General features: G+C 67.4%; 22 protein-coding genes, 1 pseudogene and 1 riboswitch. Of the genes and pseudogenes, 10 read left to right on the top strand and 13 right to left on the bottom strand.

Translation table 11 applies throughout. From position 1 onward, the window contains the following. From ACAG21_RS13770 to ACAG21_RS13785, 4 genes are all read right to left on the bottom strand, one after another. A partial coding sequence (locus ACAG21_RS13770) for a transglycosylase family protein (protein ID WP_370496654.1) occupies window positions 1-508 on the bottom strand: 508 nt, incomplete at its 3' end. A gap of 11 nt (window positions 509-519) precedes the next feature. Then, window positions 520-696: riboswitch (cyclic di-AMP (ydaO/yuaA leader) on the bottom strand. A gap of 237 nt (window positions 697-933) precedes the next feature. Beyond that, on the bottom strand, window positions 934-1,221 hold the full coding sequence (locus ACAG21_RS13775; protein ID WP_370496655.1) for a MoaD/ThiS family protein: 288 nt from the start codon (window positions 1,219-1,221) through the stop codon (window positions 934-936). Then, window positions 1,214-2,293, bottom strand: coding sequence for a GTP 3',8-cyclase MoaA (moaA, locus tag ACAG21_RS13780; protein WP_370496656.1), 1,080 nt, complete (start codon window positions 2,291-2,293; stop codon window positions 1,214-1,216). Before moaA ends, ACAG21_RS13775 begins: the two co-directional genes overlap by 8 nt. Beyond that, window positions 2,290-2,694 carry a YccF domain-containing protein gene (locus ACAG21_RS13785; RefSeq protein WP_370496657.1) on the bottom strand — a complete coding sequence of 135 codons (405 nt, stop codon included), beginning with the start codon at window positions 2,692-2,694 and terminating at the stop codon, window positions 2,290-2,292. The genes moaA and ACAG21_RS13785 overlap by 4 nt, the downstream gene beginning before the upstream one ends. Window positions 2,695-2,859: 165 nt before the next feature. On the opposite strand from ACAG21_RS13785, the gene ACAG21_RS13790 reads away from it, so the two are divergent. After that, on the top strand, window positions 2,860-3,273 hold the full coding sequence (locus ACAG21_RS13790) for a cold-shock protein (RefSeq protein WP_370496658.1): 414 nt from the start codon (window positions 2,860-2,862) through the stop codon (window positions 3,271-3,273). A gap of 142 nt (window positions 3,274-3,415) precedes the next feature. Then, window positions 3,416-4,420: a glutathione S-transferase family protein gene (locus ACAG21_RS13795; protein ID WP_370496659.1), complete on the top strand. Its 1,005-nt coding sequence runs from the start codon at window positions 3,416-3,418 to the stop codon at window positions 4,418-4,420. A 15-nt stretch (window positions 4,421-4,435) separates the two neighbouring features. Here ACAG21_RS13795 and ACAG21_RS13800 read toward each other — a convergent pair whose 3' ends face one another. After that, window positions 4,436-4,924 (bottom strand): DUF2771 domain-containing protein, encoded by a 489-nt coding sequence (locus ACAG21_RS13800; protein ID WP_370496660.1) that lies wholly within the window; start codon window positions 4,922-4,924, stop codon window positions 4,436-4,438. After that, window positions 4,921-6,516 carry an MFS transporter gene (locus ACAG21_RS13805; protein WP_370496980.1) on the bottom strand — a complete coding sequence of 532 codons (1,596 nt, stop codon included), beginning with the start codon at window positions 6,514-6,516 and terminating at the stop codon, window positions 4,921-4,923. Before ACAG21_RS13805 ends, ACAG21_RS13800 begins: the two co-directional genes overlap by 4 nt. Before the next feature lie 208 nt (window positions 6,517-6,724). Here ACAG21_RS13805 and ACAG21_RS13810 point away from each other — a divergent pair. Beyond that, window positions 6,725-7,507: pseudogene (locus ACAG21_RS13810) on the top strand (DUF3027 domain-containing protein); the annotation flags it as partial. A 218-nt stretch (window positions 7,508-7,725) separates the two neighbouring features. On the opposite strand, the gene ACAG21_RS13815 reads toward ACAG21_RS13810, so the two are convergent. Then, window positions 7,726-8,181 (bottom strand): SRPBCC family protein, encoded by a 456-nt coding sequence (locus ACAG21_RS13815; protein ID WP_370496661.1) that lies wholly within the window; start codon window positions 8,179-8,181, stop codon window positions 7,726-7,728. A 19-nt stretch (window positions 8,182-8,200) separates the two neighbouring features. After that, window positions 8,201-8,476: a DUF2530 domain-containing protein gene (locus tag ACAG21_RS13820; RefSeq protein ID WP_370496662.1), complete on the bottom strand. Its 276-nt coding sequence runs from the start codon at window positions 8,474-8,476 to the stop codon at window positions 8,201-8,203. Between the two features lie 130 nt (window positions 8,477-8,606). Here ACAG21_RS13820 and ACAG21_RS13825 point away from each other — a divergent pair, with 130 nt between their 5' ends. From ACAG21_RS13825 to ACAG21_RS13835, 3 genes are read left to right on the top strand one after another with little or no spacing between them, the layout of a single operon-like run. Then, window positions 8,607-9,038, top strand: coding sequence for a MarR family transcriptional regulator (locus tag ACAG21_RS13825; RefSeq protein ID WP_370496663.1), 432 nt, complete (start codon window positions 8,607-8,609; stop codon window positions 9,036-9,038). Further along, a complete protein-coding gene (locus ACAG21_RS13830) occupies window positions 9,035-9,859 on the top strand; it encodes a TrmH family RNA methyltransferase (RefSeq protein WP_370496664.1) in 825 nt (274 codons plus the stop codon). The genes ACAG21_RS13825 and ACAG21_RS13830 overlap by 4 nt, the downstream gene beginning before the upstream one ends. Next, entirely contained in the window at window positions 9,856-10,143 is a 288-nt protein-coding gene (locus ACAG21_RS13835; RefSeq protein WP_342926968.1) for a DUF2537 domain-containing protein, read from the top strand. Before ACAG21_RS13830 ends, ACAG21_RS13835 begins: the two co-directional genes overlap by 4 nt. Here ACAG21_RS13835 and sepH read toward each other — a convergent pair whose 3' ends face one another. Continuing rightward, complete coding sequence (gene sepH, locus ACAG21_RS13840; protein ID WP_370496665.1) at window positions 10,144-10,908, bottom strand: septation protein SepH; 765 nt, start codon at window positions 10,906-10,908, stop codon at window positions 10,144-10,146. 130 nt (window positions 10,909-11,038) lie between these two features. After that, window positions 11,039-12,163 carry a phosphoserine transaminase gene (gene serC / locus ACAG21_RS13845; RefSeq protein WP_370496666.1) on the bottom strand — a complete coding sequence of 375 codons (1,125 nt, stop codon included), beginning with the start codon at window positions 12,161-12,163 and terminating at the stop codon, window positions 11,039-11,041. A gap of 226 nt (window positions 12,164-12,389) precedes the next feature. Between serC and ACAG21_RS13850 the strand changes: the two genes are divergently transcribed. Both ACAG21_RS13850 and ACAG21_RS13855 read left to right on the top strand, forming a co-directional pair. Next, window positions 12,390-13,415, top strand: coding sequence for a diiron oxygenase (locus tag ACAG21_RS13850; protein WP_370496667.1), 1,026 nt, complete (start codon window positions 12,390-12,392; stop codon window positions 13,413-13,415). Window positions 13,416-13,432: 17 nt separating this feature from the next. After that, window positions 13,433-15,115: an FAD-dependent oxidoreductase gene (locus ACAG21_RS13855; protein WP_370496668.1), complete on the top strand. Its 1,683-nt coding sequence runs from the start codon at window positions 13,433-13,435 to the stop codon at window positions 15,113-15,115. On the opposite strand, the gene ACAG21_RS13860 is transcribed toward ACAG21_RS13855, so the two are convergent. Further along, entirely contained in the window at window positions 15,112-15,561 is a 450-nt protein-coding gene (locus tag ACAG21_RS13860; RefSeq protein WP_370496981.1) for a VOC family protein, read from the bottom strand. The two genes, ACAG21_RS13855 and ACAG21_RS13860, sit on opposite strands and share 4 nt — an antisense overlap. Before the next feature lie 127 nt (window positions 15,562-15,688). Then, window positions 15,689-16,810 carry a citrate synthase 2 gene (locus tag ACAG21_RS13865; RefSeq protein ID WP_370496669.1) on the bottom strand — a complete coding sequence of 374 codons (1,122 nt, stop codon included), beginning with the start codon at window positions 16,808-16,810 and terminating at the stop codon, window positions 15,689-15,691. Between the two features lie 71 nt (window positions 16,811-16,881). Here ACAG21_RS13865 and pdxH point away from each other — a divergent pair, with 71 nt between their 5' ends. Together pdxH and ACAG21_RS13875 are read left to right on the top strand one after the other, a co-directional pair. Further along, window positions 16,882-17,553: a pyridoxamine 5'-phosphate oxidase gene (gene pdxH / locus ACAG21_RS13870; RefSeq protein ID WP_370496670.1), complete on the top strand. Its 672-nt coding sequence runs from the start codon at window positions 16,882-16,884 to the stop codon at window positions 17,551-17,553. Between the two features lie 182 nt (window positions 17,554-17,735). Continuing rightward, on the top strand, window positions 17,736-19,028 hold the full coding sequence (locus ACAG21_RS13875) for a citrate synthase (protein ID WP_370496671.1): 1,293 nt from the start codon (window positions 17,736-17,738) through the stop codon (window positions 19,026-19,028). A 7-nt stretch (window positions 19,029-19,035) separates the two neighbouring features. Here ACAG21_RS13875 and ACAG21_RS13880 read toward each other — a convergent pair whose 3' ends face one another. Beyond that, entirely contained in the window at window positions 19,036-20,589 is a 1,554-nt protein-coding gene (locus ACAG21_RS13880; protein ID WP_370496672.1) for a phytoene desaturase family protein, read from the bottom strand. Window position 20,590: the final 1 nt, after the last annotated feature.

Here is a 20,590-nt window from a genome sequence, read left to right on the forward strand (position 1 = left end):
CCGGTTGGTCGAAGGACGCCAGCTGCACCGGTGCGGGCGGCGGAGGAGCGTCCGGTGGCGGGGCGTCGGCCGGCGGCGGGGCCTGCGGGCCGTTCAGACCGGGCAGGTCCAAGCCCGCCGGAACCGGCAGGACCTCGCGCGGAGTCGGGCCCGACAGCCCGGTACCGCACACGGGCCATGCACCGCGGCCCTGCGTCGCGAGGACTCGCTCAGCGACGGCGATCTGCTGCTCTTTGGTGGCCAACTGAGCCGACGGGGCGTATTGGCCCCCGCCGTGCGCGGCCCACGTGCCGGCGTTGAACTGAACGCCGCCGTAGTAGCCGTTGCCGGTGTTGATTCCCCAGTTGCCACCCGATTCGCAACGGGCTACCTGATCCCATTCGCCATCCGTGGCCGCGGCTGCTTGACCAGCCATGGCAATGCTGCCGCCACCAAGTACCGCCCCCGTGAAGGCGATCTTGGCGACGCTGATGTTGGATGTCGAGGGCTTGCGGTGACGTCCACTCATACGCGCCGAAATTTTCCTCTCGTGACGCGCCTGCGAGGTCAGCTGTCGGGTTCGGGTTCAAGAGGTCACCCGGCCTCCGTCGTCTCGCGAGAGCCGACGTCGGCTTCACCCCAAGGAGTCGCACGCGACCCCGGTCCGGCGGACCGGTGGGTCCCCCGTCTCCATCCAGATTTCGGTGTCCCTCGCCCGTTGGATGGAGCTCGGCGCTACGGGTGAGGGAGGACCGCCGCTCGGTTGATCTTGGCGAGCCTTCGCAGACGGTAGCCGGTTCTGTTGACCCCGTCACTTTCTGCGAAACTCGGCGTTTCCCGCACGGACATGTTCGAAAGACGCAGGAACACCTGGGATTTGCCCAGCTCACCACATCCCGATATCGGGCCGTGTCCCGGCCGTTATCATTCCGTTACGTGAGCTATCTCACAAAATTAACCGCCGGCGAAGGGGGGTAACACGTCAATCGTGTTACCCGAGCGCAACGGTTTGGTTTCGTCGCGGACCGCGATGCCGTCGCAGAGGTACGAGCAACGTTCCAGCACGGTTGCAAGGCGGGTACCCGCAGCGGCGAGCTTTTCAATCAATTCGGCCATCGTGGCGCCCGGGCGCAGCACCACCGTTTCCGATTCGGCTCCGCAGGCGGCCCGCGCGGCGGCGAAGTAGCGGACCGTCACCTCGATGCCGTCGGTGTCCTCGACGTCCAGCGCAAGCTCAGCCACCGATCGCGCTCATCGGGCGGTCGGGCTGGATGAAGTTCGGGTTGTTGATCCCGTGGCCGGCGGGCTTGGCCCACATCGCGGTACGCCAGGCCAACCCGATCGCGTCGTCGGAAGCACCGCCGCGTAACAGGCCGCGCAGGTCGGTCTCGTCGGTGGAGAACAGGCAGCTGCGGATCTGGCCGTCGGCCGTCAGCCGGGTGCGGTCACACGTCCCGCAGAACGCGTGCGACACCGAGGCGATGACACCGAACTTTCCGGCGGGCGTATTCGGGCCGGTGTCCACCAGCCACAGCTCGGCGGGCGCCGAACCGCGCGGCGTGGGGTCCGGGCGCAGCCGGAAGTATGGTCGCAGCGCCGCCAGCACGTCGTCGGCGGTCAACGCGGCCCCCCGGCGCCACTGGTGCCCGGCGTCCAGCGGCATCTGCTCGATGATCCGCAACTGGTAGCCGTGTTCGAGGCAGAACCCCAGCAGCTCGACGACATCCTCGCGACCGGTGGCGGGGTCCAGCACCGCGTTCACCTTGACCGGCGCCAGTCCTGCTGCCTTGGCGGCGGCCAGGCCGGCCACTACATCGGCGAGCCGGTCCCGACGGGTGATGGCCGCGAAGCGATCCCGGTTCACGCTGTCCAGCGAGACGTTGACGCGGTCCAGCCCGGCCGCGGCCAGCTTGGCGGCGCGGCGCGCGAGCCCGACGGCGTTGGTGGTCAGCGAGATCTCCGGACGGGGCCGCAATGCCGCCGCCGCCGCGACCACGCCTTCGAGGTGGCGGGACAACAGCGGCTCACCGCCGGTGAACCGCACGCTGGTGATGCCGAGCCGGGTCACGGCGATGTGCATCAGCCTGGCCAGCTCCTCGGGCCGCAGCAGCTGCTCGCCGGGCAGCCAGTCCAGGCCTTCGGCCGGCATGCAGTAACTGCACCGCAGGTTGCAGCGATCGGTCAGCGATACACGCAGATCGGTGGCCGCCCTGCCATAGGTGTCGAGCAGCGGGCCGTCCGTTGGCATTTCGGCAGCGGGCGTGCCGCCCGTCAGACTCGGCACTGTCGGTACACCCAGTGCGGTCAGCGTCATGCGGGCACCCGCGCGAATGGGGTCGCCGACCCGACCGGAACGATCTCCTTGCCCAGCGGCATCAGCGACACCGGGATGAGTTTGAGGTTGGCCAACGCCAGCGGTATGCCGATGATCGTCACCGCCATGGCCGCCGCGCTCACCAAATGGCCGATGGCCAGCCAGATGCCGAACAGCAGCACCCAGACGATGTTTCCGATCAGGGCGCCGGTCCCGGCGGTCGGTTTGTCGACGATGGTCCGGCCGAATGGCCACAACGTGTACGAGGCGATGCGCAGCGCGGCGAACCCGAACGGAATCGTAATGACGAGCAAGAAGCTGATGAGCGCCGCAGCGAGATATCCGACGGCCATCCAGAGGCCGCCGAAAATCAGCCAGATGATGTTCAGAACCAGGCGCATATCTCCTCCAGCAGTACTGCCAGCCTAGCGAGTGCGAAGGAAACGGGGGTGCTGGTCCGGCAACCACCCGAGTAGGATCTGAATCCGCATCGCGTCCTGCACAGGCGGGACGCTTCTTATGTTGGCCATTCCTAGACATTTCCTTCAGACAAGCAGGTGAGACCAGTGCCGACCGGCAAGGTTAAGTGGTACGACGCCGAGAAGGGGTTCGGCTTCCTGTCGCAGGAAGACGGCGAGGACGTCTATGTCCGTTCGTCGGCGTTGCCCGAGGGCGTTGAGGGGCTGAAGACGGGGCAGAAGGTGGAATTCGGGTTGGCATCCGGCCGGCGCGGACCGCAGGCGTTGAGTCTCAAGCTGATCGACCCACCGCCCTCCCTTGCCAAGACGCGGCGCGAGGCACCCGCCGCTGTCGACCACAAGCACAGTCCCGACGAGCTGCACGGCATGGTCGAGGACATGATCACCCTGCTGGAGGGCACCGTGCAGCCCGAGCTGCGCAAGGGGCGCTACCCCGACCGCAAGGTGGCACGCCGCGTCTCCGAGGTGGTCAAGGCCGTGGCTCGGGAGCTCGACGCCTAACTGCCCCCGTCGGCCGGCGGGCGAGAGCAGGTAAGGGCGCTCGCCCGCGAAAGTGGTTGGGATAAACCGTCCTTCTGGCGCAACGGTTCCTGACGGTGGCTGCGTCGACCGGCTCGATTGCCGAGGAGCAGAATCGTCTCCCATGGCCACCTACGTTGCCGGTGCAGGGGAGTTCACCCGGGACACCAACTACATCACCACCCGCATCACCGCCGACGGACGCGACGGTTATCCCGTCGAGCCCGGGCGGTATCGGCTGGTCGTCGCCCGCGCCTGTCCGTGGGCGAACCGAGCGATCATCGTCCGGCGCTTGCTGGGCCTCGAAGATGTTCTCTCCATTGGGTTTTGCGGCCCAACCCACGATGAGCGCAGCTGGACGTTCGACCTCGACCCGGGTGGCGTGGACCCGGTCCTGAAGATCCCGCGGCTACAAGACGCCTACTTCAAGCGCTTCCCCGACTACCCCAAGGGGATCACCGTCCCGGCGATCGTCGATGTCGCAACGGGTGCCGTCGTCACCAACGACTTCGCGCAGATGACGCTGGACTTGTCCACCGAGTGGAGCGCGTTGCACCGCGACGGTGCGCCCGAGCTGTACCCCGAGCGGCTGCGCGCCGAGATCGACGAGGTCAGCAAAAGGATCTATACCGAGATCAACAACGGGGTCTACCGGTGCGGTTTCGCCGGCTCGCAGGACGCCTACGACGCGGCCTACGACCGGTTGTTCGCCGCGCTGGATTGGGTGAGCGATCGGCTGGCCGATCAGCGATTCCTGGTGGGCGACACCATCACCGAGGCCGACGTGCGACTGTTCACCACGTTGGCCCGCTTCGACCCGGTGTATCACGGGCACTTCAAATGCAACCGAAGCAAACTGAGCGAGATGCCGGTGTTGTGGGCCTACGCGCGGGACCTGTTTCAGACGCCGGGCTTCGGCGACACGATCGACTTCGTGCAGATCAAACAGCACTACTACATCGTGCATGCCGACATCAATCCGACCCGCATCGTGCCCAAGGGGCCGGAACTGGCGAGCTGGCTCGCCCCACACGGCCGGGAGGCATTGGGCGGCAAGCCTTTCGGTGACGGTACGCCGCCGGGGCCGCCGGTCGACGGCGAGCGGGTGCCGGTCGGCCACGGGGCGTAGGTTGTACCTGCGGCCCTAAGAAATGAGCCGCACCGACCATTCCGCATGCGGGGCTTCGTGCAGTTCACCCGCCTGGTCGACGACCAAGGTCAGCAGCTGCACGACGATTCCGGTCAGCCGCCCGCGTTGTGGGTCGACCGAGGGGATCGTCACGGCAAGGCGGGTGCCGGGCCGGAACATGGTGGTCGCCGTGTTCGCGGGATTTTCGTACACCTGCAGCAGCCGCCACGGCGCCCGCGAAATCGCCTCGGGAACCGAGAGCTGGACCGGATATCTGCCGGTGACCCGCAGCTCGCCCTGAGCTTGTGGTTGCTGGCAGTCATCGAGGTTGAGCACATTGCAGTACATGTAGGGGCCCACCCGGACCGAGTGCCCGTGCGAGTACGCGCTGATCTCCGGTCGCCGCGGGCCCGAGTCGCGCAGCAGCCACCAGGTGCCTACTCCAGCGCCCGCGGCCAGCAGCACGACCACGGCCGCAAGGGCAACGGCCACACCACGTTTCACTTCGGGACCGCCGCGGTCATACCGCTGTCGCGAGGCATGCCTTCCTGCTCGACCATCACCGGCCGGTTACCACCCAGGCCGGGGATCAGCGAGTTGCCGCGGAAGCTGACGATGGTTTGGGCCAGACCCAGAATCAATATCGCACTGATGGCCGTGAAGCCTACCCACAGCTCGGTGTAGACCATCACGCCCACCGCGCCGCCCAGCACCCAGGCCAGCTGCAGCGTCGACTCCGAGCGCCCGAACCCTGACGCCCGGGATTCTTCGGGCAGGTCGTCTTGCAGGGATGCGTCCAGCGACGCCTTGCCGATGGCGGCAGCGGCGGACGTGATCAGGGTGGCGATCGCGGCCGCCATCAGGCTGCCGGCCACCGACGCGGCCAACGCGACCGCGCACACCGCCACGGTGCAGCGCACCACCAGCACGGCGGGCCGGCCGAGTTTCAACCGCGCACTGGTGAAGTTGCCGACGAAGTTACCGATCCCGGCAGCGGCACCGATGATGCCCAGCATCGCGAGTTGCTCCCAGCCGTTGGCTTCATGCGACTTGGCGACGAACGCGGGATACAGAAACAGGAAGCCGACCATCACCTTGATCGTGCAATTACCCCACAGCGAGGTAATGATGTTGCGGCCCAACGGCTGTCGCAGTGCGCCGCTGACTTCCTTGTGCCAGCTGCGGCGCAACGGCTCGCTGTCCTGGCGATAGCTCAGGGTGGCCGGAACTTCACCCTCGGTCACCTCGACCCAGCGTGGTATTCGCATCGACAGGAAGGCGCCCGCCACCGTCACCGCCACCACGACGAACAGTGCTCCTGGCAGCTTGAGCAGGTTCGCTCCGGCGTACTCGACGCCGCCTGCGATCGCGCCGCCGACGATGGTGCCGCCCAGCAGACCGAACATCGTCAGCCGCGCGTTGACCCGCACCAGGTCAATGGTCGGCGGCATCACCCGGGGTGTCACCGCGCTGCGCAACACGCTGAACGACTTCGAAAAGACCATCATCCCCAGCGCACACGGATAGAGCACCCACGATGGGAAACTGCCGCTGGCGCCGTCGTAGTTCATGATCAGCAGCACCGCCAGCGCGGTACGCAACCCAAATGACAACGCCAGCGCGACGCGCCGGCCGTGCTGCAAGCGATCCAGCGCGGGCCCGATCAGCGGCGCGATCACCGCGAACGGCGCGATGGTGATCAACAGATACAGCGCGACTTTCGACTTGCTTTCGCCACTGGCCGCGGCGAAGAACAACGTGTTCGCCAGCGCGACGGCCATCGCGGAGTCCGCTGCGGAGTTGGCCACCACCGGCCACGTCAGCGCGGTGAGGCCGGACTTGTCGGCGCCATCGGCGGTGGCGGCCCGTTGCACCATCCAGTACATCCGCGAGCCCATCTCGCGGCTACGCATCGCGGCGGCGCGGGTGACGGTGATCCGTTCACGTTCACCCGAGGACTCGCGACGTGGGGGCGCGCTGTCGCGGTTCGGTTCTTTCTGCCGGCCCAACGGCGGCAGGTAGCGGTTGGCACTGGGCGGCGCAGGTGGGCGACGCGTGCGTCGGTAGTCCGCGTCGTCGGTGGGGTAGTTGGCCATGCCGGGGTGCTGATTCGTCGATCCGGTGCGGGTCCGGCGGCCCGGGTTGGAGGGCGCACGGCCCGGATCGTCACGCCGCCGTCCAGACACAAATCAATTCTGTCCTATCCCGGGGGGCAACCGGGCGTGGCTCGCCAACTTAGACCGAGGGGCAACCGGGTGCGGCTCGCCAACCTACTATTGAGACGCGATGCATGGAGAAGACAGCGTGACCGGACCCACCGAGGAATCCGCCGTGGCAACCGTGGCCGAGTGGCCGGCAGAGTTGGCGGCGGTGCTCACGCGTGCGGTCGACCAGGCCAGGGCCGCTGTCGAGGAGTTCAGCGGACCCGACGCGGTCGGGGATTATCTGGGCGTCAGCTTCGAAGACCCGAACGCCGCCACGCACCGGTTCTTGGCTCACCTGCCCGGTTACACCGGATGGCAGTGGGCCGCCGTCGTCGCCGCCTACCCCGGCGCCGAACAGGCCACGATCAGCGAGGTCGTACTGGTCCCCGGGCCGACGTCGCTGTTGGCGCCCAATTGGGTGCCCTGGGACCAGCGGGTGCGCCAAGGGGATTTGAGCCCTGGCGATCTGCTGCCGCCGGCGGCGAACGACGAGCGGCTGGTTCCCGGCTTCATGTCCAGTGGTGACCCGCAGGTCGACGAGACCGCGGCCGAAGTCGGGCTGGGCCGGCGTTGGGTGATGAGTCTGTGGGGCCGGGCCGATGCCGCCGAGCGCTGGCACAACGGCGACTACGGCCCCGACTCGGCGATGGCGCGGTCCACCAAACGGGTGTGCCGCGATTGTGGCTTCTTCCTGCCGCTGGCGGGATCGCTGGGCGCGATGTTCGGCGTCTGCGGCAACGAGCTGTCCGCCGACGGGCACATCGTCGACAAGCAGTACGGCTGCGGCGCACACTCCGACACACCGGCACCGGCGGGCAGCGGTTCGCCGGCGTACGAGCCCTACGACGACGGTGTCCTGGACATCATGGCGCCTCCGGCCGAGCCGCCCGAGGCGCCGCCAGTGGTGTCCGAGCCGTCCGACGAATCGCCCGAGGTGTCGGCGGAGTCGCCGCAGGCCGTGGCCGAAACGCCGGAGGCTGTGGCGGAAACGGCCGAGCCGTCGGATTCGCCGGAAGCCTCCGAGACTACCGAGTCGTCGGAAGCCTCCGAGACAGCCGAGTCACCCGATGTCGCTACGGAATCCGCGACGGATTCGCCCGGCTAGCTTTTCTCGGCCGCGGCCTTGATTCGCGCCAGCGAGGCGTTCATACCCTCGACCAGTTCGCGTTCGAAGGTCGCTGTCCCACCCAGGAACGCGTTGATCGACAAGCTCGCATACGCACTGAGGCCGTTCTCGGCGTGCCGGCTCTCGACGACCCGGGTGCCATCGCCGTTGGGCTCGAGCTCATAGCTCCAGATCGTCCGGTTTGTGTCGACCCGGAAAGCCAGCTTCTTCTCCGGAATGACCTCGACGACCGTGGCCGTGGTGGGCCAGAGCAGGCCCAAGCGCCGGTTGAGGTTCAGCGTGCGGGTGCCCGGGCGCAGCGGTCCGAACGCCTTCATCCAGCGACACTGCGGACTCCACTGCGGCATGCGGCGGAAGTCGGAGATCAAGGACCAGACTTTCGAGGCCGGCGCGTCGATGTCGATCTGCGCCTGCAGCAGCGGGGCTGCCATCGCTTCCTCCCGGCTGAAGCTATTTAGGGTCGAGAAAGGATTCCAGGCCCGTCTGTGCGCCTCGCTCGCCACGACGGGCCCCGGCGAGCTGCAGTAAGAAGATGGTCGTACCCACCACGCCGGTTCCCAGCCCGGCCAGCGTGATCGGACGCCAACTCTCCAGCGAGGGAACGAGAAACGCGGCGGCCACGGCGATCAGCCAGCCCACGGCGCCGATCGTGATGAATGGCCACAATCGCAGCAGCCCGGGTGGCAGCGGGGGCGGCTCGGGACTCCGGCCAGGTTCGGCGCTCATCGCGATCAATCTAACCCGGGGCCACCGTCACCGTGGCGTGGCCATCACTGTCTTTCCCAGCGAATGCGTGATAGTCCACCGTTCGACGTTTCTCAGCCCGAATTCTCGAGTTCCGATGTAACCTCGCGCCATGCCTGACAGCGATGCGCGGCTGGCGGCCGACCTGTCGTTGGCGGTCATGCGGTTGGCCCGCCAACTGCGGTTCCGGAATCCGTCCTCCCCGGTGTCGCTTTCTCAGCTGTCGGCATTGACAACCCTGGCCAACGAGGGCGCGATGACGCCCGGCGCCTTGGCGATTCGCGAACGCGTCCGGCCCCCGTCGATGACCCGGGTGATCGCGTCGCTCGCCGACGAGGGCTTCGTGGACCGCACCCCGCACCCCGTCGACGGCCGGCAGGTCCTGGTCTCGGTCTCCGAGTCCGGCGCCGAATTGGTCAAGGCGGCCCGTCGCGCCCGCCAGGAGTGGCTGGCCGAGCAGCTTGCCACGATGGACAGCGACAAACGCGCCACCCTTCGCGAGGCGGCCGATTTGATGTTGGCGCTCGTCGACGAAAGCCCGTGAGCCCGCGCCTGGATGTCCAGGACGTCAACGATCCCGAGGACCCGCGCCTCGACGATTTCCGCGACCTCAACAGCATCGATCGCCGTCCCGACCTGCCTACCGGCAAGGGACTGGTGATCGCCGAGGGAGTGCTGGTGGTGCAGCGCATGCTGGCGTCGCGGTTCACCCCGCACGCGCTGCTCGGCACCGAGCGCCGGCTCGACGAACTCAAAGATGACCTGGCCGGAGTCGCGGTGCCGTATTACCGCACCTCCGCGCAGGTCATGGCGCAGGTGGTCGGCTTCCACCTCAACCGCGGTGTGCTGGCGGCCGCGCGACGGGTGCCCGAGCCGAGCGTTGCGCAGCTCGTCGAGGGCGCGCGGACCATCGCCGTGCTCGAAGGCGTCAACGACCACGAGAACCTGGGCTCCATCTTCCGCAACGCGGCGGGGCTGGGCGTGGACGCGGTGGTGTTCGGCAGCGGCTGCGCCGACCCGCTCTACCGTCGCGCCGTGCGGGTGTCGATGGGACATGCGCTGCTGGTGCCCTATGCCCGCTCGGCGAATTGGCCCGCCGACCTCGGGATGCTGAAGGAAAAGGGATTCCGGCTGCTGGCGATGACCCCGGACGCCGGGGCGTGCTCGCTGGCCGAGGCGATGGCGGCCGCACGCGATGACCGGATCGCGATACTCGTCGGCGCCGAAGGCCCCGGCCTGACGCCGGCCACGCTGCGCATCAGCGACGTGCGGGTACGCATCCCGATGTCGCGCGGTACCGACTCGCTCAACGTCGCGACTGCCGCGGCGTTGGCGTTCTACGAGCGGGTTAGGCTCGGCGAGTGAGCGACAAACTCGGCCAGCCCGCCCAGTCTGTGCCCTGGGCAACGGGTTTGACGGTCGCGGGGTTTGTCGCCGCGGTGACCGGCGCCGCGATCGTGGTGCTCAGTCTCGGTCTGGTCCGGGTGCATCCCCTGCTGGCGGTCGGGCTCAACGTGGTGGCTGCCGGAGGCCTGGCGCCGACGCTGTGGGGGTGGCGACGCACGCCGGTGCTGCGCTGGTTTGTGCTGGGCGCGGGAGTGGGCGTGACGATCGCGTGGCTGGCGCTGCTCGCGCTCACGCTGTCCTAGCTAGCGCTGTCCGCCCGAGCGCACGCCGAGCAGCACGTCTTCCCATGCCGGAATGACCGGCTTGCCGCGGCGGCTGTGCACCGGCGGATCCGGGGTGGGAGCGGGTGCCACCGGCTCCGCGGGCGCAGGTTCGTCGAATTCGACGTGGGCCACCCGGGCCAGCGGGCGCAGCGGACGCTCGAAGTCCGGGTCGATCAGCTCACTGGCCGCGTCGTCGACCGCGGTGACGGTGCCGCCGTGGGCGCCCGGAATGAAGAAGAAATGCGCCAGGTTGTCGGAGCGACCGACCTTCCAGGCCAGCTGCACGGTCCAGCGATTGTCCTCGTTGCGCCAGGCGTCCCAACTGAGTCCGCTGGGGTCCAGGCCGCGGGTGACCATCGCGGCGCTGACGGTTTCCAGCAGGGTCATCACCGCGGGGCCGTCGGCCAGCATCGGATGCGAGGCAGTTGCCAGCTCGGCGGCGCGGTAGCGCTCCAGCAACACCGGGTGGGCGAACCGGCGAACCCGGGAGAGGTCAGAGCCCGATGCCGCGGCCACCTGCTCGACGGAGGCGCCCGCGCGGATCTTGGCCTGAATCTCCTTGGGGCTCAGCATGTTGGTGACTTCCATGTCGAGGTGCGGTTGCTCCGGCGGCGCTACTTCGCCGCGCAGCAGGTCACGCAGTCGGTCGTCGGCCGCCAGCTGGTACCGCTCTTCGGGGCCATCACCCTCGCAGATGACGTATTTGCTGTCGGCGTCGAGCCCAACCAATTTGAGTTCCCGCATGGCTTCTCCTCGCAGGCTTTGTGCAGGTCAGCTTCAATTTCTCCGGACCCGTCACTGTGCCGCACTCTAGTCCAGCTAACGCCCACAACCCGTGCTGACACGCTGGGCGGTTTGCGCGCCGATCGCCGAACTAAAGCCGCTCGACGACCCAGTCGACGCACTGTGTCAGGGCGCTGACGTCATCGGGGTCGACCGCGGGGAACATCGCGATCCTCAACTGGTTGCGGCCGAGCTTGCGGTACGGCTCGGTGTCGACGATCCCGTTCGCACGCAAAACCTTGGCGACCGCCGCGGCGTCGACGTCGTCGACGAAATCGATGGTGCCCACCACCTGGGAGCGCAGCGCCGGGTCGGTGACGAACGGCGTGGTGTACGGCCGCTCCTGCGCCCACGAATACAGCCGCTGCGACGAGTCCGCGGTGCGCTTGACCGCCCAGTCCAGTCCGCCGTTGCCCAGCATCCAGTCGAGTTGTTCGGCCATCAGCGCCAGGGTGCCGATCGCCGGGGTGTTGTACGTCTGATCCTTCAGGCTGTTCTCGATCGCGATCGGCAGCGACAGGAAGTCGGGCACCCAGCGGCCGCTCCCGGCGATGGCCTCGACCCGGGCCAGCGCGGCGGGGCTCATGATCGCCAGCCACAGTCCGCCGTCGCTGGCGAAGTTCTTCTGCGGCGAGAAGTAATAGGCATCGGTGTCGGTGATGTCGACCGGCAGGCCGCCGGCCCCGGACGTCGCATCGATCGCGACGAGTGCGTCACCCGACCCGGCCGGACGCTTGATCGGGACCGCGACGCCGGTCGACGTCTCGTTGTGCGCCCACGCGATCAGGTCAACCGACGGGTCGGTCTGCGGCTCGGGTGCGCTGCCGGCATCGGCCTTGATGACGATCGGATCCTCGACGAACGGGTTCTTGGCGACACAGGACGCGAACTTCGAGCTGAATTCGCCGTAGGTCAGGTGCAGCGAGCGCTTGTCGATCAACCCGAACGCGGCCGAATCCCAGAACGCGGTCGCGCCACCGTTGCCCAAGATGACCTCGTACCCGTCGGGCACGGAAAACAGCTCCGACACCCCTTTGCGCACCCGGCCTACCAAATTCTTGACCGGCGCCTGCCGGTGCGAGGTGCCGAACAGCGCAGCCGCGGTGGTGGTCAGCGCCTGCAATTGTTCGGGTCGGACCTTGGAGGGGCCGCAGCCGAAGCGGCCGTCGCGGGGTTTGAGGTCAGCGGGGATCTGGAGCTGGTCAGCCATGCTCATCAGGGTAGTGAGCCGACCCGTGACGGCGCTGGGCCGGGCTGTTTGTTCTGTTCCGCCGACGGCTACATACCGAGGATGAAGCCGGTAAGTGTGAGCCATACCACACGAAGTCGGTGACCACCGGTCAGGCAACAGTGGCGATCTAGGCTCTAGAAAGTTCCCGGTACCTGCGGTACTGTTTGGACATTGCACAGCCGAATGTAAACCTCGCTGGGGAGGCTTGGGTATGGCAAGGACGCGAATGGTCCGGCGTTGGCGCAACAAGATGGAAGTGCGTGACGACGCCGAGTACGTCAGGATGCTCGCCACACTGTCTGAGGGGTCGGTGCGGCGGAACTTCAACCCGTACACCGACATCGATTGGGAGTCACCCGAATTCGCCGTCACCGAGAACGACCCGCGGTGGATCCTGCCGGCGACCGACCCGTTGGGTCGCCACCCCTGGTATCAGGCCCAGTCGCAGGAGCGCCAGATCAAGATCGGCATGTGGCGCCAGGCCAACGTGGCCAAGGTGGGTCTGCACTTCGAGTCGATCCTGATCCGTGGCCTGATGAACTACACGTTCTGGGTGCCGAACGGGTCTCCCGAATACCGGTACTGCTTGCACGAATCGGTTGAAGAGTGCAACCACACCATGATGTTCCAGGAGATGGTCAACCGCATCGGTGCCGACGTCCCGGGCATGCCCCGAATGCTGAAATGGCTCTCGCCGTTGGTTCCGCTGGTGGCGGGACCGCTGCCGGTGGCGTTCTTCATCGGTGTGCTCGCCGGTGAGGAGCCGATCGATCACACGCAGAAAAACGTTCTGCGCGAAGGCAAGTCGCTGCATCCGATCATGGAACGGGTGATGGCGATTCACGTGGCCGAGGAAGCGCGGCACATTTCGTTCGCGCACGAATTCCTGCGCAAGCGGCTGCCGGAGTTGACCAAGCGGCAACGGTTCTGGACGGCGCTGTACCTGCCGTTGACCATGAAGGTTTTGTGCCGGGCAATTGTGGTGCCGCCCAAGGCGTTCTGGCGCGAGTTCGACATCCCGCGCGAGGTCAAAAAGGAACTGTTCTTCAGGTCGCCGGAATCGCGCAAGTGGCTCTCCGACATGTTCGGTGATGTGCGCATGCTGGCCTATGACACCGGCCTGATGCAGAATTGGTCCGCACGGCTGATGTGGCGGATCTGCAAGATCAACGGCAAGCCGTCGCGCTACCGCAGCGAGCCGCAGCGCCAGCACCTGGCCGCCGTGCCGGCCGCATAAGCACTGCGAGTTCGGTTATGCCGCACGTTATTACCCAGTCGTGCTGTAACGACGGGTCCTGCGTCTTCGCCTGTCCGGTGAATTGCATCCACCCGTCGCCGGACGAGCCGGACTTCGCGACGACCGAGATGCTCTACATCGATCCGGTCGCCTGCGTGGACTGTGGGGCATGCGTGAGCGCCTGTCCGGTGGGCGCGATCGCGCCTGACAGTCGGCTGGAGGGCAAGCAGCTGCCGTTCGTCGAGATCAACGCGTCGTTCTACCCGCCGCGACCAGCCGGCGTGAAGCTGCCGCCGACATCGAAGCTAGCGCCGGTGATCCCGGCCGCCCAGGTGCATGCCCGTCGCCGGCCGTTGACGGTGGCGATCGTCGGGTCCGGCCCCGCCGCGATGTATGCCGCCGACGAGCTGCTCACCCAGCACGGCGTGCGGGTCAACGTCTTCGAAAAGCTGCCCACGCCTTACGGTTTGGTGCGCGCCGGGGTCGCCCCCGACCACCAGAACACCAAGAAGGTCACCGAGTTCTTCGACCGGGTCTGCAGCCATCGGTACTTCCGGTTCTATCTCAACGTCGAGGTCGGTAAGCACCTGAGCCACGCCGAGTTGCTGGCCCATCACCACGCCGTGCTCTACGCGGTCGGTGCGCCTGACGACCGACGGCTCGACATCGACGGCATGGGCCTGCCCGGCACGGGAACCGCCACCGAGTTCGTCGCGTGGATCAACGGTCATCCCGACTTCGCGGATCTGCCAGTCGATTTGAGTCACGAACGCGTGGTGATCGTCGGCAACGGCAACGTCGCCCTCGACGTCGCCCGCGTGCTGACGACCGACCCGGACGAGTTGGCCCGGACCGACATCTGCGACCGTGCACTCGAAGCGCTTCGTCACTCCGCGGTCCGCGAGGTCGTGATCGCCGCGCGGCGCGGCCCCGCCCACTCGGCATTCACCCTGCCCGAATTGATCGGCCTGACAGGCACATCCGACGTGGTGCTCGATGCCGACGACCGCGAGCTGGTGGCGCGCGACCTCGCAACCGCCTCGGACCGGTTGACCCGAAACAAGCTGGAGATCTTGACCAACCTCGGTGACGCGTCAGTGCCCGGGCCGCGCCCGCGCATCCGGCTGACTTATCAGCGCACGCCCGCGCGCGTGCTGGGTGAGCAGCGAGCCACCGGCGTGGAGTTCTCCATCACCGGCACCGAAGACGTGGAGCGCATCGACGCGGGTCTAGTGCTGACCTCGATTGGCTACCGCGGCAAGCTGATTCGCGATCTCCCGTTCGACGAGTCGACGTCGGTTGTTCCGAACGACGGCGGTCGTGTCATTGATCCCGAGTCCGGCCGGCCGGTGACCGGGGCCTATGTAGCCGGGTGGATCAAGCGAGGCCCGACGGGGTTCATCGGCACCAACAAGTCGTGCTCGTTGCAGACCGTCCACGCGCTGGTCGCCGACTACAACGCCGGAACCCTGACCGACCCAGTGGCCAAGCCCGAGGCGCTGGACCAGCTGGTGCACACCCGCCAGGCCAACGTCGTGGACGCCGCGGGCTGGGCCGCCATCGATGCCGCTGAAATCGCCCGGGGCATTGACGACGGCCGCCCGCGCAACAAGTTCACCGACGTCGCCGACATGCTCGCGGCCGCGGCGACCGCGCCAGCGGCGCCGAAACGCCGACTGCTGGCGCGGCTGCTCGGTTAGCTGCTCGACATCGCCGCCTGGATCTCGTCGGGACTGACCTCGCGCACCGGCTGACCCAATGACCAGCGGTGCCCGGATGGGTCCTCGACAACGCCGTACCGGTCGCCCCAGAACATGTCCGCGAGCGGGACCACCACCGTCGCGCCCGCATCGACCGCCCGCTGGAACTTGGCGTCGACGTCGGTGACGGTCAGGTGGATGGTGACCGGCGTTCCGCCTAGCGACTTCGGTGTCATCGACTTGCCGCCGCAGGTCTCCGGGAAGTCGTCGTTGAGCATGACGGTGGAGCCGTTGATCCGGACCGCGGCGTTGACGATCTTGCCGTCGGGACGCGGCACGCGTCCCAGCTCTTCAGCGCCAAAAGCCTTGACGTAGAAGTCGATCGCGGCCGCCGAATCGGCAACGACCAGGTGGGGGATTACTGCGGGTTCGATGGTGATGGCCATTGTGGTCTCCTCGCTGTCGGTCTCGCGGCCGGCCCCGGGAGGGGACTGGCTCACGGTTATTGACTGCCTCCGCGACACAAACTCATCGCGGCGAGACCCATTCAAACGCCGGGCACCGACAAGTGCGTTAAGCGTGAGTGAGAACCCGGTCCCAACCCTCGACCGATTCCGGGCTGCGCGGGCCCGGACCCACGTAGATGGCCGACGGACGCACCAGCTTGCCGAGCCGCTTCTGCTCGAGAATGTGCGCACACCAGCCCGCGGTGCGCCCGCACGTGAACATCGCCGGCATCATGTTGGCCGGCACCTCGGCGAAGTCCAGGATGACCGCGGCCCAGAACTCGACGTTGGTCTCGATCGCCCGGTCCGGACGCCGCTCCCGCAGCTCGGCCAGGGCGGCCTGCTCGAGCGCGACGGCGACCTCGTGGCGCGGTGCTTTGAGTCGCTCGGCAGTGGCACGCAGTACTCGCGCCCGCGGGTCTTCCGCGCGGTAGACGCGGTGCCCGAATCCCATCAGCTTGTCTCCGCTGTCCAGGATCTTCTTGACCAGGCCTCGCGCGTCACCGCTGCGCTCGACCTCTTCGATCATCGGCAGCACCCGCGCCGGCGCGCCGCCGTGCAGCGGACCGCTCATCGCCCCGATCGCCCCCGACAACGCCGCGGCGACGTCGGCGCCGGTGGACGCGATCACCCGCGCGGTGAACGTCGAGGCGTTCATGCCGTGCTCGGCGGCCGACACCCAGTAGGCGTCGATGGCCTCGACGTGCCGCGGGTCGGGCTCACCCTGCCAGCGGGTCATGAAACGTGCTGTGACGGTTGGGCATTCATCGATCACCCGCTGCGGCACGGCCGGCTGGTAGATTCCGCGCGCGGACTGCGCGACATAGGACAGCGCCATTACCGACGCCCGGGCCAGCTGGTCGCGGGCGACGCTTTCGTCGGTGTCCAGCAGCGGCTGGTAGCCCCAGATCGGCGCCAGCATCGCCAGGCCCGCCTGAACATCGACGCGCACATCGCCGGTGTGGATCGGCAACGGGAACGGCTCGGCGGGCGGCAAACCGTGGCCGAACCTACCGTCGACCAGAAGAGCCCAGACATCGCCGAATGTCACCTGCTGATCCACCAGATCCTGGATGTCGACGCCGCGGTAGCGCAGCGCGCCGCCGTCTTTATCCGGTTCGGCGATCTCGGTGGTGAAGGCGACGACGCCTTCGAGACCGGGGACAAAATTTTCCGGGACCACAGACATAGGAAAATTCTTGCACCTTGGCTTTTTGCCGACGCTACCGGCCGGTAGCTACCCCCGGTAGCGTTGGTCCGATGGCCGGACCAGACCCCTTGACTGACCAAGATCACCTGCAGCGGATGCGCGTGGAGTACGGGTCGGCGGAGCGCGACGGCAGCTCCGATCTCGACGCTTCCTGGCTCGACGACGGGTGGCTTTCGTTATTGCGGAGGTGGATGGAAGACGCCGAACGTTTCGGGGTCGCCGAGCCCAACGCGATGGTGCTGGCGACGGTCGCCGACGGCAGACCGACGAGCCGCACGGTGCTGTGCAAGAGCGTCGACGAGACCGGTATCACCTTCTTCACCAACTACGACTCCGCCAAGGGCATCGAGCTGGCCGAGACGCCGTATGCGTCGGCGACCTTTCCCTGGTACTTGCTGGGGCGCCAGGTTCACGTCCGCGGCGCGGTGACCAAGGTCGACCCGCAGGACACCGCGGACTACTGGTCCAAGCGGCCGCGCGGCTCACAGCTGGGTGCATGGGCATCGCATCAGTCGCGGCCGATCGCATCCCGGGCGGCGCTGCTCGATCAGCTCACCGACGTGACCACTCGCTTCGCCGATACCGAGAGCGTTCCGGTGCCGCCGAACTGGGGCGGGTACCTGATCGCGCCCGAGACGGTGGAGTTCTGGCAGGGCCGAGAAAACCGGCTGCATAACCGCATTCGGGTCGCCGGCGGTCGCGTCGAACGCCTGCAACCCTGATCACATACGGCGCGCGGCTGTGAGGCCTAACACCGCACGATAAGGCGCGGTTCACCTCGAGGAAAGCCGCGAGGTCAGCAGAGGCGACCCCGGGCAGGCGCGTCGCCGCAATAACGACTACCTTCAGCTGTACGCACCTAGCCAAGGCGCAGCCATACCAGCCAGAGCGCAAAGGGGTTCTCGTGGCCGAAACCGACGACACCGCAACTCTGAAGTACCCAGGCGGTGAGATCGACCTGCAGATCGTCAAAGCCACCGAAGGTGCCGACGGTATTGCTCTTGGCCCGCTGTTGTCCAAGACCGGCTACACGACGTTCGACAACGGCTTCGTCAACACGTCCGCGTGCAAGAGCGCGATCACGTACATCGACGGCGACGCCGGCATCCTGCGCTATCGCGGCTATCCGATCGATCAGCTCGCGGAAAAGTCGACCTTTCTCGAGGTCTCGTACTTGCTGATCTACGGCGAGCTGCCCACCACCGACCAGCTGGCCGACTTCACCAAGCGGATCCAGTTGCACACGATGCTGCACGAGGACCTCAAGCGGTTCTTCGACGGCTTCCCGCGCAACGCGCACCCGATGCCGGTGCTGTCCAGCGCCGTCAACGCGCTGTCGGCGTACTACCCCGATTCGCTCGACCCGATGGACACCGAGGACGTCGAGCTGTCGACGATCCGGTTGCTGGCCAAGCTGCCGACGATCGCTGCCTACGCCTACAAGAAGTCGGTCGGGCAGCCGTTTCTCTACCCGGACAATTCGCAGTCGCTGGTGGAGAACTTCCTGCGGATGACGTTCGGGCTGCCCGCCGAGCCGTACCACGCCGACCCCGAGGTGGTTCGGGCGCTGGACATGCTGCTGATCCTGCACGCCGACCACGAGCAGAACTGCTCGACGTCGACGGTCCGGCTGGTGGGCTCGTCGCAGGCCAACCTGTTCACCTCGATCTCCGGGGGCATCAATGCGCTGTGGGGGCCGCTGCACGGCGGCGCCAACCAGGCCGTGCTGGAGATGCTCGAGCAGATCCGCCAGAGCGGGGACGACGTCGGCGAGTTCGTCCGCAAGGTCAAGAACCGCGAAGAGGGCGTCAAGCTGATGGGCTTCGGCCACCGGGTCTACAAGAACTACGACCCGCGTGCCCGCATCGTCAAGGAGCAGGCCGACAAGATCCTGGCCAAGCTCGGCGGCGACCCGCTGCTGGACATCGCCAAGCAGCTCGAAGAGGCCGCGCTGACCGACGACTACTTCATCGAGCGCAAGCTGTACCCGAACGTCGACTTCTACACGGGGCTCATCTACCGGGCGCTCGGCTTCCCGGTCCGGATGTTCACCGTGCTGTTCGCGCTGGGCCGGCTGCCCGGCTGGATCGCGCACTGGCGTGAGATGCACGACGAGGGTGACAGCAAGATCGGCCGTCCGCGCCAGATCTACACCGGCTACACCGAGCGCGACTACGCCCCGATCGACGGGCGCTAGGCGAGCTCTAGCCAAGCGACGCCAGCACCGCCATCGCGGCGTTGTGGCCGCCGATGCCTGACACGGCGCCACCGCGGCGAGCACCCGAGCCGCACACCATGATTCGCTCGTGGGCGGTCGCGACCCCCCATCGACGGGCGGGGCTGTCGAGCGCTTCGTCGTCGTTCGCGAACGGCCAGGACAGGGCGCCGTGAAAGATGTTGCCGGCCGTCATCGCCAGCGTGTGCTGCAGGTCCAGTGTGGTTGTCGTCTCGATGCAGGCCCGACCCTGCGCATCGCTCATCAGCACGTCCTGAATCGGTTCGGCGAGTACGGAATTCAGCGACGCCAGCACCGACTCCGTCAGCTGATCGCGAGAAACGTTGTCCAGCAACGGGTGTGGTGTGTGCAGGCCGAATACGGTCATCGTCTGCGCACCCGACTCCCGCAGCCCGGCCGACAGGATGCTCGGATCGGTCAGCGAATGGCAGTACGCCTCACACGGCAGCGGCTCGGGTAGCTTGCCGGTGGCCGCGCGTGCGTAGGCCGTATCCAGTTGGCTCCAGGTCTCATTGACGTGGAACGTCCCGGCGAACGCCTGCGCGGGGGTGACGCTGTCGTCGCGCAGTCGGGGCAGTCGCCGCAGCACCATGTTCACCTTCACCTGCGACCCCGGCGCCACCGGTGCCGGCGGCTCACCGAGCAGCTCGGCCAGCACCGCCGGGGTGACGCCGGACAGAATGAACCGGCCTCGAATCCGGCGCAGTGCGCCGTCCTGACGGTAGTGCACCCGGCCATCCGGCTCCACACCGTAAACCTCTGCGCCGGTGACTATTTCGGCCCCATGACGGACAGCGGCGGCGGCCAGGGCTGCCGTCACCGCGCCCATCCCGCCGATCGGGACGTCCCAGTCGCCGCCGAGCACGTGGTAGAGAAAGCAGATGTTCTGGCGCAGCGACGCATCGTCGAGGCGCGCGAACGTGCCGATCAACGCGTCGGTGGCGATCACCCCGCGGACCAGGTCGTCGCGCACCGCGTCGGCGATCGCGCATCCGATCGGCTCTTCGACGATCGAGCGCCATGCCGCGTCGGCCGCCGGATCGCCGCCGTCGCAGACGAGGCGGCGGGCCTGCTCCCTGGTGCGCAGCGGTTCGGTCAGCGTCGGCCACAGCGGCTCGGTCACCAGGCGGGCGCGCCGGTAGAAGCCGGCGAAGCCGTGCTCGTCGTCGGCGGCGCCGACCGCGCGGAACGACTCCTGGGACCCGACCAGCAGTCCGCTGCGTCCGCCGGTCGCGGGTTGGGGTGTGTACGACGAGAATTGCCGCCGGGCCAGCCGTATGTCGGCGCCCAGGTCCGCGACTATGCGCGGTGGCAACAGGCTGACCAGATAGGAGTATCGCGACACCCGGACATCGACGCCGTCGAAGGCGCGCGCGGACACCGCGGCCCCGCCGATGTGTCCCAGCCGCTCCAGCAATCGCACCCGGAGACCGGCTCGGGCCAGATAGCCGGCTGCCACCAGGCCGTTGTGGCCCCCGCCTACGACGACTGCGTCGAAATCCGGCGCGTCACCGAGGGACATG

The organism is Mycobacterium sp. pR1184 (assembly GCF_041287235.1).
GTDB lineage: Bacteria > Actinomycetota > Actinomycetes > Mycobacteriales > Mycobacteriaceae > Mycobacterium.